The 14,858-nt window shown below is 65.0% G+C and carries 12 protein-coding genes; 7 read left to right on the forward strand and 5 right to left on the reverse strand.

The window, feature by feature from the left end:
- Positions 1 to 706: LysR substrate-binding domain-containing protein (locus IX761_RS26515; protein WP_194792437.1), on the reverse strand; the 706-nt coding region annotated here is incomplete at its 3' end.
- Between the two features lie 262 nt (positions 707 to 968).
- Here IX761_RS26515 and IX761_RS26520 point away from each other — a divergent pair.
- The 5 genes from IX761_RS26520 to IX761_RS26540 all read left to right on the forward strand — a co-directional run bounded on the left by IX761_RS26520 (position 969) and on the right by IX761_RS26540 (position 7,243).
- Positions 969 to 2,285 carry an MFS transporter gene (locus IX761_RS26520; protein WP_194792438.1) on the forward strand — a complete coding sequence of 439 codons (1,317 nt, stop codon included), beginning with the start codon at positions 969 to 971 and terminating at the stop codon, positions 2,283 to 2,285.
- A 14-nt stretch (positions 2,286 to 2,299) separates the two neighbouring features.
- Positions 2,300 to 3,691 (forward strand): FAD-dependent oxidoreductase, encoded by a 1,392-nt coding sequence (locus IX761_RS26525; protein ID WP_194792439.1) that lies wholly within the window; start codon positions 2,300 to 2,302, stop codon positions 3,689 to 3,691.
- Between the two features lie 162 nt (positions 3,692 to 3,853).
- The gene (locus IX761_RS26530; RefSeq protein ID WP_194792440.1) at positions 3,854 to 4,564 is read left to right on the forward strand and encodes a YebC/PmpR family DNA-binding transcriptional regulator; all 711 of its coding nucleotides are present in this window, start codon (positions 3,854 to 3,856) and stop codon (positions 4,562 to 4,564) included.
- Positions 4,565 to 4,714: 150 nt separating this feature from the next.
- Positions 4,715 to 5,659 (forward strand): LysR family transcriptional regulator, encoded by a 945-nt coding sequence (locus IX761_RS26535; RefSeq protein ID WP_194792441.1) that lies wholly within the window; start codon positions 4,715 to 4,717, stop codon positions 5,657 to 5,659.
- A gap of 171 nt (positions 5,660 to 5,830) precedes the next feature.
- Positions 5,831 to 7,243 carry a DOPA decarboxylase gene (locus IX761_RS26540; protein ID WP_194792442.1) on the forward strand — a complete coding sequence of 471 codons (1,413 nt, stop codon included), beginning with the start codon at positions 5,831 to 5,833 and terminating at the stop codon, positions 7,241 to 7,243.
- Between the two features lie 288 nt (positions 7,244 to 7,531).
- Here IX761_RS26540 and IX761_RS26545 read toward each other — a convergent pair whose 3' ends face one another.
- Together IX761_RS26545 and IX761_RS26550 are read right to left on the reverse strand one after the other, a co-directional pair.
- On the reverse strand, positions 7,532 to 8,131 hold the full coding sequence (locus IX761_RS26545) for an ATPase (protein WP_194792443.1): 600 nt from the start codon (positions 8,129 to 8,131) through the stop codon (positions 7,532 to 7,534).
- 101 nt (positions 8,132 to 8,232) lie between these two features.
- A complete protein-coding gene (locus tag IX761_RS26550; protein WP_194792444.1) occupies positions 8,233 to 9,141 on the reverse strand; it encodes a LysR family transcriptional regulator in 909 nt (302 codons plus the stop codon).
- 140 nt (positions 9,142 to 9,281) lie between these two features.
- On the opposite strand from IX761_RS26550, the gene IX761_RS26555 reads away from it, so the two are divergent.
- Positions 9,282 to 10,007, forward strand: coding sequence for a hypothetical protein (locus tag IX761_RS26555; protein ID WP_194792445.1), 726 nt, complete (start codon positions 9,282 to 9,284; stop codon positions 10,005 to 10,007).
- 350 nt (positions 10,008 to 10,357) lie between these two features.
- The gene (katG, locus tag IX761_RS26560) at positions 10,358 to 12,574 is read left to right on the forward strand and encodes a catalase/peroxidase HPI (protein WP_194792446.1); all 2,217 of its coding nucleotides are present in this window, start codon (positions 10,358 to 10,360) and stop codon (positions 12,572 to 12,574) included.
- Between the two features lie 121 nt (positions 12,575 to 12,695).
- Here the strand turns inward: katG and IX761_RS26565 are convergent, their stop codons facing one another.
- On the reverse strand, positions 12,696 to 14,033 hold the full coding sequence (locus tag IX761_RS26565) for an MFS transporter (protein ID WP_194792447.1): 1,338 nt from the start codon (positions 14,031 to 14,033) through the stop codon (positions 12,696 to 12,698).
- A gap of 566 nt (positions 14,034 to 14,599) precedes the next feature.
- Positions 14,600 to 14,858 (reverse strand): integrase core domain-containing protein (locus tag IX761_RS26570; protein WP_194791938.1); only part of this gene is annotated, 259 nt, incomplete at its 5' end.

Below are 14,858 nucleotides of genomic sequence, written 5' to 3' on the forward strand. Positions count from 1 at the left end.
CCCCGATCCCCACGACCACCGCTTCGCGCGCCGCCTCCCGCCCCTCCACCTGGATCGCCGGCCGAATGCGCAGGCCCGCGCGCAGCATCTCTTCCTCCAGCGTCTGGCGCGTCACCGACCCCGGCTCGCGCAACACCAGCGGCGTGTCATCCAAATCCGCCAGGCTGATCGAACCCCGGCTGGCCCACGGATGCTGGTGCGACACGAACGCCACCATCGGGTCACGGCGCATCGGCACGCAATACAGCCGCTCATCGTCGACATCCCGCCCCAGCAACGCCAGGTCCGCCTGGTAGCTGAACAGCCGCGCCAGCGACTCGTCGGTGTTACCTGTCTCGATCTTCACCTGGATCCCCGGATAGCGCTGGCAAAAACGCGCGATCTGCGGCAGCACATGCACCGGCGCGTCCACCGCCAGTGTCAGGCTGCCAGTGTGCAAGGCACGCGAGTCCTGCAGCAGCTCCACCGCTTCGGCCTCGCAGGCGAACAGCCGCTGCGTGACCCCCAGCAGCCGTTCGCCCAGGTCGGTCAACTGCACCGAGCGCTTGTTGCGATGGAACAGCAACACGCCGAAGCGCTCCTCCAGTTTGCGCACCTGGTCGGACACCGCCGGCTGGGTGAGGAACAGCTTCTGCGCCGCGCGGGTGAAGCTGCCTTGCTCGGCGACGGCGTGGAAGGCTTTGAGTTGAGCGTGGGAGACCGACATGTGCACTCCAGTGAAAAGCTGGGCTTATGTGTGAAATACGATAAATCGATTTTATTTATCAGTCAGCAGCTGTTTCCATGTGTTTCAACCCGATGCCGCCGCCACAAGCGACCGCCCAGGGCCATGGCCCCGCCCTGGTCACGCCAGACCACCGGGCCATCTGACCAAGTGACGTCCCTCCGTCACGCAGTGCGCACCACAAGAACAAGACAGGCGTTTCTTCACATTCTGCCGGCACACTCAAGCAAGAGGTCAGAGACAAATGAATCAATCCTTGGGCGCCATCAAGCGCTGGCGCATGCAGATCTTCGCGATCACCTGGCTGGCCTACGCCGCCTTCTACTTCACCCGCAAAGCCTTCTCCGTGGCCAAGCTCGGCATCGGCGAAGACCCGACGTTCATGCTCGACAAGGCCGCCATGGCCAACCTCGACGCGATCTACCTGGCCGCCTATGCCGTGGGCCAGTTCACCTGGGGCATGCTCGCCGACCGTTTCGGCCCGCGTGTGGTGGTGCTGGGTGGGCTGTTGATCTCGGCCGTTGCGGCGGTGGTGATGGGCAGCTACGCGACCTTCCCGATCTTCGCCACCTGCATGCTGATCCAGGGCCTGGCGCAGTCCACGGGCTGGGCGGGGTTGTGCAAGAACATCGGCAGTTTCTTCCCCGCGTCGCAACGTGGGCGGGTGCTGGGGCTGTGGAGCTCGTGCTACGCCTTCGGCGGCCTGGTCGCCTCACCATTCGCCGGCTGGTGGGCCTACACCCTGGTGGGCACCTGGCATGCAGCGTTCTTCTCCAGTGCCGCGGTGGTGGCCTTCGTCGCCGTGCTGTTCTTCGTCTTCCAGCGCAACAAACCCGAGGATGTCGGCCTGCCGGCGGTGGAGCCGGAGCCGCAGAGCATGGCCCCGGGTAGTAACCTGTGCAGCGTCTGGGCGCCGCTGCGCGAGATCCTACGCAACCGCACGGTGCTCACGTTGGGCTTGGCCTACTTCATGTTGAAGCCCGCACGCTACGCCATCCTGCTGTGGGGGCCGGTGATCGTCTTCGAGCAGATGCCCTCGGTGGGCAAGGTTGGCGCGGCGATCATCCCCACTGCCTTCGAACTGGCCGGGCTGCTCGGCCCGATCATCATCGGCCTGGCCTCCGACAAGCTGTTCGGCGCCCGGCGCATGCCGGCCTGCGTGATCAGCCTGCTGCTGCTGACGGTGGCCCTGGCCGGCTTCATGGCAGCGATGCACAGCGGCAGCGTGGTGCTGGTGGTGGCCCTGTTGTTCGTCATGGGCCTGACCCTGTACGGACCGGACTCGATGATCAGCGGCGCGGCGGCGATCGATTTCGGCACCGCCAAGGCCGGTGCCACCGCGGCCGGCTTCGTCAACGGCTGCGGCTCGGTGGGCGCGGTGCTCGGCGGCTTGCTGCCAGGCTATTTCGACAGTGTCACGGTGTTCATCGTCTTCGCCGGCACTGCGTTGTTCTCCGCCCTGGTGCTGCTGCCGCACTGGAACAGCCGCCCGGCCAGCACTCCCCAGGCCAATGACGTGGCCCCCAACACCGGCATGGCAATCAAGCCACTGCGCACTTGAAGGAAAGCAAAGCGATGAGACCGTTCTGGCTGCAACAGGCGCTGGACCAGGAAGACGAGGCCGTCTGCCCACCGCTGCAAGGCGATGCACGTTGCGATGTGTGCATCGTCGGTGGCGGCTACACCGGGCTGTGGACCGCGTTGATGCTCAAGGAACAAGCGCCGCAGCTGGACGTGCTGCTGATCGAGGCCGATATCTGCGGCGCCGGGGCCAGCGGGCGCAACGGCGGCTGCGCACTGTCCTGGTCGGCCAAGTACTTCACCCTGGAGCGGTTGTTCGGTGTTGAAGAGGCCGTGCGCCTGGTGCGTGAGTCGGAACGCAGCATCGCGGCCATCGGCGAGTTCTGCGCCGGCAACGGCATCCGCTGCGACTTTCGCATGGACGGCACGCTGTACACCGCCACCAACCCGGCCCAGGTCGGTGGTACCGATGCGGTGATCGCGGCGCTGGAGCAAAGAGGCATCAACTCGTTCCAGCGCCTGCCGCTTGAGCAGATGCAGCGCCTGGCAGGCTCTGCCCGTCACCTGGAGGGTTGGTATTCGCCGGCCGCCGCCACGGTGCAACCGGGGCGGCTGGTGCGGGGTTTGCGGCGGGTGGCCCTGGCGCGTGGCGTGCGTATCCATGAGGGCACGGCCATGACCGGCCTCGCACATGGCGCGCCGGTGCAGGTGCGGACTCGCACCGGCACCGTCCGCGCCGACCGTGTGGTGCTGGGCCTCAATGCCTGGATGGCCCGAGCCTTCCCGCAGTTCGAGCGCAGCGTGGCGATCGTCTCCAGCGACATGGTGATCACCGAGCCGTGCCCGGAACTGTTGCGCCAGATTGGCCTGGACAGCGGCGTCAGCGTGCTCGATTCACGGATTTTCGTGCACTACTACCACAACACCTCGGACGGTCGGCTGATGCTCGGCAAGGGTGGCAACACGTTCGCCTACGGTGGGCGCATGCTGCCGGTGTTCGACCAGCCATCGCCTTACCAGCCGCTGTTGCGCGACAGCCTCGCTGACTTTTTCCCGGCCCTGGCCGATGTGCCGTTGGCGGCGAGCTGGAACGGGCCCTCGGACCGTTCGGTGACCGGCCTGCCGTTCTTTGGCCGGCTCGACGGGCAGGGCAACGTGTTCTATGGCTTCGGTTACTCGGGCAGCGGGGTAGGGCCGTGCCACATGGGCGGGCAGATCCTGTCGTCGCTGGCCCTCGGGCTGGACAACCCCTGGACCCGCTCGCCGCTGGTCAAGGGGCCGCTGGGGTGGTTCCCGCCGGAGCCGATTCGCTACCTGGGCTCGCTGATGGTGCGCAATGCCATCCGGCGCAAGGAGCACGCCGAGGACCGAGGCGTCAGGCCGCGACGCTTGGATGTGCGCCTGGCCAAGTTCGCGGCGGCGGCGGGCAAGGCCGACAAGGGCTGAATCCGCGGCTCCTACAGAATTGGGCGCAGAACCTGTGGGAGCCGGCTTGCCGGCGATGAAGTCGACGCGATTTCTTGTCGATCACCCGCCCGAGGGCGTATAAACTCTCCCCACTTTTGGCCGGTCGCTTCCTGAACCGGCCCTTGAAACAAGAGAGTTGACATGGGCGCACAGTGGAAAGCCAAGCATAGAGAGACCGCGGCCAACGCCAAGGGCAAGATCATGGGCAAGTTGGCCAAGGAGATCCAGATCGCCGCCAAATCCGGCGCCGACCCGGACATGAACCCGCGCCTGCGGCTGGCCATCGTCCAGGCCAAGAAAGCCTCGATGACCCGTGAGACTCTAGAGCGCGCGATCAAGAAAGGCGCCGGCCTGGACGGCGAGGCCGTGCAGTACCATGCGGTCAGCTACGAAGGCTTCGCCCCACACCAGGTGCCGCTGATCGTCGAGTGCCTGACCGACAACGTCAACCGCACCGTGGCCCAGGTCCGCGTGCTGTTCCGCAAGGGCCAGCTGGGTGCCAGCGGTTCGGTGGCCTGGGACTTCAACCACGTCGGCCTGATCGAGGCCACCCCGGAAGGTGACGCCGACCCGGAAATGGCCGCCATCGAAGCCGGTGCTCAAGATTTCGAAGAGGGTGAAGAAGAAGGTTCGACCCTGTTCATCACCGATACCACCGACCTGGATGCCGTGCAGAAGGCCCTGCCGGAGCACGGCTTCACCGTCACTTCGGCGAAGATCGGCTACACCCCGAAGAACCCGGTAAGCGCCGCCAGCCTGAGCGCCGAGGCGTTGGCCGAGGTCGAAGCGTTCCTCGAAGCGATCGACGAGAACGAAGACGTGCAGAACGTCTATGTCGGCCTGACTGACTGACCTGATCTGGGGCCGCTTTGCGGCCCTTTCGCGGCACAAGGCCGCTCCTACAGGAATCCATGATCTCCTGTAGGAGCGGCCTTGCCGATGCGTCGGACCGGCCGCGATACAAGGGCAAAGCCCTCGCCCGAGACCCGGAGCCGAACCCCGATGCACCCCACCTTCGCCTCCCTCAGCCTCGCCCACCTGCGCACCCTCGATTGCCTGCTGCAGCTGAAGAACCTCAGCCACGCCGCCGAGCGCCTGGGTTGCAGCCAGTCGGCCCTGAGTCGTCAGCTCAATAGCCTGCGCGAAGCCTTCGACGACCCGTTGCTGGTGCGCCAGGGCCGTGGCTATGTACTCAGCGAGCACGCCGAGGCGTTGGTAGAGCCGTTGCGCCAGGTGCTCGACGAACTCAACGCCCTGCGCCAGCCGGCGGCCTTCGACCCGGCCCGCTGCGAGCGGCGCTTCTGCCTGGCCGCCTCCGACTATGTGGCCGAGCACATGCTGCCGCACCTGGTGGCGGCGCTGGAGCGCGAGGCACCGGGCGTGTCGCTGGAATACCGCGCCTGGCAGGCCGGGCAGTACGCCATGCTGGCCAGTGGCGAAATCGACCTGGCCACCACGCTGTTCGACGAATCGCCGCCCAACCTGCACGGTCGACTGCTCGGTGAGGACCAGGCGGTGTGCCTGATGCGTCATGATCATCCACTGGCTGACCGCGCCGAACTGAGCCAGGCCGACTACCTGGCGTTCAAGCATGTGCGGGTGTCCGGCGGCGGCGACAAGGACAGCTTCATCGACCGCCACCTGCGGGCCCAGGGCCTGCAACGGCGGATCAGCCTGGAGGTGCCGTTCTTCAGCGCCATGGTGCAGGTAATCGGTAACGGCCAGGCGCTGGCCACGGTGCCCGAGCATATCGCCCGGCAACTGGCGAGGTTGCATGGCCTGGCCTGGCGGCCATTGGGTTTCGTTGCCCACACCCAACGCTATTGGGTGGTCTGGCACCAGCGCTTGCAGGCTTCGGCCGAGCATCGCTGGTTGCGCAATCGGGTGTACGAGCTGTGGCGCCAGTCGCAGTTCGGTGTGCAGGGCGGGCATGCGCCTTTGCCATAGCAGCTATGCGCGAAGCGGGGTTATTCGGCGGATGGCGAGCGCCTAGACTGGTTGCCACTGTGTTGCCTGTACCGGCGCCATCGCGGGGCAAGCCCGCTCCCACGGGCGTGGGAGCGGGCTTGCCCCGCGATAAGGCCTATGGCTTCACCGCAACCCTCAAGGAGCCCACCTGTGACCCCCGAACAATTCCGCCAATACGGCCACCAACTGATCGACCTGATCGCCGACTACCGCCAGACCGTGGCCGAGCGGCCGGTAATGGCTCAGGTCCAACCCGGTTACCTCAAGGCCGCCTTGCCGCAGGTTGCTCCGCAACAAGGCGAGCCGTTCGAAGCGATCCTCGCTGATGTCGACAAGCTGGTCATGCCCGGGCTGTCCCACTGGCAGCACCCGGATTTCTACGGCTACTTCCCCTCCAACGGCACCTTGTCTTCGGTGCTGGGTGATTTCCTCAGCACCGGCCTTGGCGTGCTTGGTCTTTCCTGGCAGTCCAGCCCGGCCCTGAGCGAGCTGGAGGAAACCACGCTGGACTGGCTGCGCCAGTTGCTCGGCTTGAGCGACCAATGGAGCGGGGTGATCCAGGACACCGCCTCGACCAGCACCCTGGTGGCGCTGATCTGCGCCCGCGAACGGGCCACCGACCACGCCCAGGTGCACGGCGGCCTGCAATCCCAGGCCAAGCCGTTGATCGTGTACGTCAGCGCCCACGCCCATAGCTCGGTGGACAAGGCTGCGTTGCTGGCCGGTTTCGGCCGCGACAACATCCGCCTGATCGCCACCGACGAGCAGTTCGCCATGCGCCCCGAAGCGCTGCGTGAAGCCATCGAAAAGGACCTGGCCGCCGGCAACCAGCCTTGCGCGGTAGTCGCCACCACCGGCACCACCGCCACCACGGCCCTCGACCCGCTGCGCCCGGTCGGCGAAATCGCCCAGGCCCACGGCCTGTGGCTGCACGTCGACTCGGCCATGGCCGGCTCTGCGATGATTCTGCCGGAGTGCCGCTGGATGTGGGATGGCATCGAGCTGGCCGACTCGGTGGTGGTCAACGCACACAAATGGCTGGGCGTGGCCTTCGACTGCTCGATCTACTACGTGCGCGATCCGCAGCACCTGATCCGGGTGATGAGCACCAACCCCAGTTACTTGCAATCGGCGGTGGATGGCGAGGTGAAGAACCTGCGCGATTGGGGCATCCCACTGGGGCGCCGGTTCCGCGCGTTGAAGCTGTGGTTCATGCTGCGCAGCGAAGGAGTCGAGGCGTTGCAGCAGCGTCTGCGCCGCGACCTGGACAATGCCCGCTGGCTGGCCGAGCAGGTCGAGGCTTCAGGCGAGTGGGAACTGTTGGCACCGGTGCAGTTGCAGACCCTGTGCATTCGCCACCGCCCGAGTGGATTGGAAGGCGAGGCGCTGGATGCCCATACCCGTGCCTGGGCGGATCGGTTGAATGCGTCGGGCGATGCCTATGTCACCCCGGCCACCCTGAACGGCCGCTGGATGGTGCGGGTGTCGGTGGGGGCGCTGCCGACCGAGCTCGAGCATGTGCAGCGGCTGTGGCAGCGGTTGCAGACCATCGTGGCTGAATGAGGCAGGCCTGATCACTCAGCGATGGTGCCTGATCGGGCCCAATCGCCGGCAAGCCGGTTCCCACAAGGTTCGAAGCTATCACTGTGGGAACAACTGTCTTGCACAGTTTTTGTAGGAGCGGCCTTGTGTCGCGAAAGGGCCGCAACGCGGCCCCAGGTTTCTCTGTGGCATTCAAAATTGCCGGGGCTGCGATGCAGCCCTTTCGCGACACAAGGCCGCTCCTACACGGTGCCGTGCAAGGTTTTGGGTGGAGCCGGCTTGCCGGCGATTGGCCAAGCCTGCCGAACCCTAGGCAGCCCCCTGCATCAATACCTTCAACGACGCATCGAACTGCTTCAACGCATCGGCCTGCACTGCCCGTTCCTCATCCAGCTGATGCTCCAGGTCGGCACCCTCGGCCGGCTTGCGCGCCAGCCCTTCGGCGCGGCCGATATAGGTCAGTTGGCCATCGAAGAACCGCGCCACCACGCTGGCCTGGATATCCGCGCCAGCGGCACTGGCCAGCGTGCTGCGGGTATCGAGCAGCACGATCACATCGGGCCGATCCGCCAGCAGGGTGTCGAGGTCTTCATAGAAAGTCACCTCGGCGAACGCCTGGGCCAGGGACCGAGCCAACCATTCATAGGCCTGGCTGCCACCCAGGGTCGCCACCGGCGTGCCCTTGGCTGCATCAGCGCTGGCCTGGTCACGATGGCGCTGCAAATAGTCGAGCGTCGCGGCGCTATCACGACCCAGCAGCACAGCCACCTGCTGGCCGTGGCCCAGCGTGACATTCGACAACTCGGTGGCGGCGTAGAAATGCCCGTAGGGTTGCGCGCCTTGCGGGCTGGCGCAGCCGGTGAGGGTGGCGAGCAGGGCCAGCAGGGCGGCGATCATGCCGGTTTTCATGGGTAAGGCCTCGTCGATGTGCGAATGGGGCCATTCTCCCCACACCCTGCCACCTGCGGAACTCGATGGCAGGCATGGTGGCTATCGACAAGGTTGATGGTTCAGCGCGCTTCGCCCATGAACTGCAGGATGCGTTCGCGCAACCAGCGTTCGGCCGGGTCGTTGTCGTGGGCGCTGCTCCAGGCCATCGACAGCTCGGCCTCGTTGACCTCGAACGGCGCCGGGTCGGCACGCAGCAGGCCGTCGTCGGCCAGGGCACAGGCGGCGTAGTCCGGCACCGTGGCGATCATCTCGGTATTGCGCAGCAGCGCGCGCAGGCTGCCGAACTGCGGCACTGCCAGCACCACCTTGCGGCAGCGGCCGATACGCGCCAGATCGAGGTCGATATTGCCGCTCATGTCGCCGGAGAACGACACCATCACATGCGGGCGCGCGCAGTATTCATCCAAGGTCAACGGGCCGGGGCGGTCGTCGGCGCGCAGCACCCGCACGCCGATATCGCGCAGCTTGCGGCGCTTGGCGTTGGCCGGCAGGTCGGTGGTGTAGCTGACCCCTACCGAGATCTCGCCCGAGGCCAGCAGGCCGGGCATCAGCAGGAAGTTGGCGCGGCGCACCACCACGCTGATCTGCGGCGCTTCTTCGCGCAGCGCCTCGAGCAGGCTGGGGAACAGGCCGAACTCGGCGTCGTCCGACAAGCCCAGGCGAAACACGTTGCTGCTGTTGGTCGGGTCGAACGCCTTGGCCCGGCTGATCGCCGCCGAAATCACGTCCATCGCCGGGCCCAGTTCGTTGAAGATCTGCATGGCCCGGGGAGTGGGGTCCATGGCCCGGCCGTTGCGGATCAGCAGTGGGTCGTCGAACAAGTCGCGCAGGCGGGCGAGGGCGGCGCTGACGGTGGGCTGGGTGATGAACAGCTTCTCGCCGACGCGGGTCAGATTGCGTTCGATCATCAGCGCTTCGAACACCACCAGCAGGTTCATGTCGACGCGGCGCAGGTCGTTGCGGTTCATGCAGGAAGCCTTGACGGGAGGAAGTCGCAGATTCAAGCACAGTTGGCGCTGGGCCGCTTGCACCCATGCGCTGTGCGCTCGGTTAAAGTGGCGTCCGACCGTGGCGTTATTGCGCCGCGAGGCCCTACTGATGGATGCAGATGGAGATATGGATTTTGGCGGATGCAAAAGAGGCTGTTCGTTCCGACAGCGCGTTTTCCGATTTTTCGGCAAACTTCATCGACAAGGCGTGGGAACTCAGGTGGGGATTGAAGCTGACCTACGTGGTGCTGTTTTTGGATGCGTCACTGGCGATTTTCGCCAAACGCGACCTGTTCAGCTTCTCGCTGACCGTCAAGGAGGCCTGGGAGCATGCCGGCGCCATTCTGGTTGGCGTGGCCTTTTTCTCGCTGCTGGTGTCACTGGTCATTCCAATGCTCGCGCAATTCTTCAGGGTGCTAGGCAGGCTGTTTCCCTGGTACAAGCTCGATGATCATCGTGATGATGAGGCCGGTCGTGGCTATGTGCCGTGCTACAAGCTCAAAGAGTTCGCCATCCGCGAGAACAATGAGTTCGCCTGGGCGCGTTACCAGGAGCAGGCTCAGCTGTATGAGAGGCTCGAAGCGCACAAACTGCAGGTCGGCTCCTTGACGTTCGGCCTGGCTGTCTTGCTGGTGATCGATGCCTGCATCGGTGTGACCCAAGGTGTCGCCACGCTGGGGCTGTTGTTGTGGGAGTACACGGGGCTGTCCGGCTTGGGGTTGATGGCCATCTTCCTGGTCGGCGTGCTGCGCACGGCCTGGTGGGGACCTTGGCAGCGCGAACTGGTGTACTACCCACCGCTGTATGAAAAGCTGCGTGATCAGGCAAGGGATCATTTCCATTAGTCCGGTCACAACGTTGTCGCACCGCTGTCCAAGGCAAGCGGCGCGAACGTGCGGCATCTGACAGAGCCACGCTATCACCCCCCAATAGCGCTTCTATTAGACCTCTGGCCAAGCTCGTCTAGTCTTTCCCCTGGCCCCGCGAAAAGCCGTCGCGGTGGGTGCCGGTGTGGCCGCGGGCAACCCCCTTGCCCGCACCGCCGCGACACCCTGGCGAGCCTATGTCGGCACAGACCGACCACACCTGATGAGGGGTAGGCGTGAGCCCAATGGCTCGGCTGATCGAACACCTGGCATGGCGCCTGGAAACGCGCCCGCAAATCTGAACCGACCCGACCCAAAGGTAGAAGCAGATGTCGAACGAATCGAAATGCCCGTTCCATCAAACCGCCGGTGGCGGCACCAGCAACCGTGACTGGTGGCCCGACCAGCTGAACCTCAGGATCCTCCATCAACATTCCTCCAAGTCCAGCCCCGACCCGGACTTCGACTACGCCAAGGCGTTCAAGAGCCTGGACTTCCAGGCCCTGAAAAAGGACCTGACCGCCCTGATGACCGACTCCCAGGACTGGTGGCCGGCCGACTTCGGCCACTATGGCCCGCTGTTCATCCGCATGGCCTGGCACAGCGCCGGCACCTACCGTATCGGTGACGGTCGTGGCGGGGCAGGCTCCGGGCAGCAACGCTTCGCCCCGCTCAACAGCTGGCCCGACAACGTCAGCCTGGACAAGGCTCGGCGCCTGCTGTGGCCGATCAAGCAGAAGTACGGCAACAAGATTTCCTGGGCCGACCTGATCGTGCTCACCGGTAACGTCGCGCTGGAGTCGATGGGCTTCAAGACCTTCGGTTTCTCCGGTGGCCGCGCCGACGTGTGGGAGCCCGACGAGGACGTGTACTGGGGTTCGGAGAAGGTCTGGCTGGGCGGTGACACCCGCTACGGCAAGGCCGAGGCCCCGGGCAAGGGCGACCTGGTGGCCGAACCGGCCAAGCGCCCGGAAGAACAGGGCCGCAACCTGAGCGGCGAGCGCAACCTGGAAAACCCCCTGGCCGCCGTGCAGATGGGGCTGATCTACGTCAACCCCGAAGGCCCGGAAGGCAACCCCGACCCGGTCGCTTCGGGCAAGGATATTCGCGAAACCTTCGGCCGCATGGCCATGAACGATGAAGAGACCGTGGCCCTGATCGCCGGTGGCCATGCCTTCGGCAAGACCCACGGTGCCGGCCCCGCCGACAACGTTGGCGCCGAACCCGAGGCCGCAGGGCTGGAGCTCCAAGGCCTGGGCTGGGCCAACAAGTTTGGTACCGGCAAGGGTGGCGATGCCATCACCAGCGGCCTGGAGGTGACCTGGACCTCCACCCCGACCAAGTGGAGCAACGAGTACCTGAACAACGTGTTCAACTTCGAGTGGGAGCTGACCAAGAGCCCGGCCGGCGCCCATCAGTGGCGGCCGAAGGACGGCAAGGGCGCAGGCACTGTGCCGGACGCCCACGACCCGTCCAAACGCCATGCCCCGTCGATGCTCACCTCTGACCTGGCGCTGCGCTTCGACCCGATCTACGAACCCATCGCCCGGCGCTTCAAGGACAACCCCGACCAGCTCGCCGATGCCTTTGCCCGTGCCTGGTATAAGCTGATCCACCGCGACATGGGCCCGCTGGCGCGCTACCTCGGCCCGGAAATGCCCAATGAAGAACTGCTGTGGCAAGACCCACTGCCCAAGGCAGGCCCTGCGCCCAGTGATGCCGATATCGCCGCGCTCAAGGCCAAGGTTCTGGCCTCGGGGCTGAGTGTCGGCGAACTGGTGTCTGCCGCTTGGGCCTCGGCTTCGACCTTCCGCGGTTCGGACAAGCGCGGCGGCGCCAACGGCGCGCGCCTGCGCCTGGCACCGCAGAAGGACTGGAAAGCCAACCAGGGCGTGGACAAGGTGCTGACGGCGCTGGAGAAAATCCGCAGTGAGGGCGGCAACAAGATCTCCCTGGCCGACCTGATCGTGCTGGCTGGCAGCGCCGCCGTGGAGAAGGCCGCCGGCATCAGCGTGCCGTTCCGTCCTGGCCGTGTCGACGCCACGCAGGAGCAGACCGATGTCGAGTCGTTCGCGGTACTCGAACCGTTGGCCGATGGCTTCCGCAACTTCAGCAAGGACCGCTATAGCGTCAAGGCCGAGAAGCTGCTGCTGGACAAGGCCCAGCTGCTGACCCTCACAGCGCCGGAGCTGACCGTGCTGATTGGTGGCCTGCGCGTGCTGGGTGCCAACCATGGCGGCAGCAAGGACGGGGTGTTCACCGACAAGCCCGGCACGTTGAGCAACGACTTCTTCCGCAACCTGCTGGACATGGGCGTGGAGTGGAAGCCGACCTCGGCGGACAACGAGTCTTTCGAAGGGCGTGATCGCAAGACCGGCCAGGTGAAGTGGACCGGCAGTCGGGTCGACCTGGTGTTCGGCTCCCATGCCCAACTGCGCGCCCTGAGCGAGGTGTACGGCAGCAGCGATGGCAACGACAAGTTCGTCAAGGACTTCGTCGCGGCCTGGGTGAAAGTGATGGAGCTGGACCGTTTCGACCTGCGTTGAGCAAGAGACTGGGGCCGCTTTGCGGCCCATCGCCGGCAAGCCGGCTCCTACAGATGGATACGATCCGTAGGAGCCGGCTTGCCGGCGATGGGCTGCAAAGCAGCCCCAATGATGTACAGCCTCAAACCGTTTGTTGCTCGACCTCACGGCCGTCTGTATCAATCGCATCATCATGCAGCGAAACGCGCGATGTTTCCGGTAGCGCCAACCCGCCCACCAATGCCAGCAATGCAATCACCACCAGGTAGAACGCCGGCGCCAGCCGACTGCCACTTTGCTCGATCAACCAGGTCGCCACCAGCGGCGCGGTGCCGCCGAACAGGGTGTAGGCGAGGTTGTAGGTGATCGCCGAGGCGGTGTAGCGGCTGCGGGTGGGGAAGCACTCCGACAGCAACGCAGCGGTGACCACACCGCTCATCAACGCGCCGACCGCCAGCAGGATCACCCCCAGCAATGCCCCCGACAACGAGCCGGAACTGGCCAGCCAGTAGGCCGGGAATACCGCCACCATCACCCAGATGCACGTGACGCCGATGGTCCGCCGCCGCCCGATCCGGTCGCTGAGCGCCCCGGCCAGCGGGCAGCCGGCGGCGGCGAACAGCAGCGCCACGGTGGACACCAGCAGCGCCTGGGCGCGGCTCAGTTGGCCGACGGTTTGCAGGTAGGTGGCGAAGTAGGTGGTGAACATGTAGAACGACAGCGCCGTCAGCGAGATGAATGCGCCAAGCTTGCCGATGGTGCGTCCGTGGTGACGCAGGGTGTCGCCGAGCGGCGAGTGGTTGTGTTGCTTGCCTTCGGCCAGGGCCTGGCGGAACGCCGGGGTCTCTTCCATGCGCCAGCGCAGGTACAGCCCCACCAGCCCCAGCGGCGCGGCGATCAGGAACGGTACGCGCCAACCCCAGGCGTTCATCGCCTCCGGTGACAGGCTGGCTTCCAGCCCGTAGGCGATCACCGCTGCGCAGGCGAAGGCAGAGAAGGTCGACACCGGCACGAAGCTGCCGTAGAACGCGCGCCGGTCTCTCGGTGCGTGCTCCATCAGGTAGGCGCAGGCACCGGCGTATTCACCGCCTGCGGAAAATCCTTGCAGGCAGCGCGCCAGGGTGAGCAGCACCGGGGCCAGCACACCGATGCTGGCGTAGGTCGGCAGCAAGCCGATCAAGGTGGTGGAGCCGGCCATCAGCAGGATGGTCAACGACAGGATGCGCTTGCGCCCCAGGCGATCGCCCAGCGCGCCGAACACGATGCCACCCAGCGGGCGCAGGGCGAACGCCACGGCGAACACGGCGAAGGTCTTGAGCAGGGCGACACTCTCGCTTTCGCCGGTGAAGAACTGGCTGGCGATCAGCGTGGCGAGAAAGCCGTAGACGGCGAAATCGAACCATTCGACGAAGTTGCCGATGGCCGAGGCGGCGATCACCCGGCGCAGGGTGGCGGGGGGGACCTCATGGGGGATGGACATCACTGTGCTCTCCGGTGGTCTAGGCAGCCTGGGCATGTGCGGTGCAATCCGGTTGCGCCGTCGTGGTTGTGCTGCCAGTAGAGCGGGGGCGGGGCCATGGCGCTTTGTTGGGGGCGACACCGGGATATCCGTTACAACCGTTGATCATGCGGTCAGGTTGGTAGGCCTTTGGCCCATGGGGGCGAACAATGGCCCGGAACATCTGTGACAATCCTGATTTCTTCGCCGGCTACAGTCAGTTGCCTTGCCAGGTTCAGGGGCTTGGGGGGGCGAGGAGCTGGATTGACTGGAGTATGGACGTTACATGGCTGGTTTTGGTTGGTCGGAGTTGGTAATGGTCGTTCGGGGCATGATAATGCGGTTGGTTAGTTGGTTAGTTGGTTAGTTGGTTAGTTGGTTAGTTGGTTAGTTGGTTAGTTGGTTAGTTGGTTGGTTTGACGGTTGTGAGTATATCCATTTGCGATAGTGACGCTTATTCACCTTTCCGCCCTTACGGCGGGTCACTTTTTGAAGCATCAAAAAGTAACCATGGGCCTGTCCCGTGACAACGGACGCCAAAAAGCTGGCTATTTAGCCTTCTGCCTTAAGCTCTTGGCATATTCGTTCGGAGAACGGTAGCCAAGGGCGGAGTGCAGCCGACAGCTGTTGTAAAAACCATGAACATAGCTGGCGATGGCTAGTTGAGCATGTCGTTTACTGGGATATGCACTGAATGCTTCTTCCCTTTTCAGCGTAGCGAAGAAGCTCTCAGCCACTGCGTTGTCCCAGCAGTTTCCCTTTCGGCTCATGCTTTGCGTGAAGTCTTTCCTGGCCAGTACCGATTGG

This window comes from Pseudomonas sp. UFMG81 (genome assembly GCF_015354575.1).
GTDB lineage: Bacteria > Pseudomonadota > Gammaproteobacteria > Pseudomonadales > Pseudomonadaceae > Aquipseudomonas.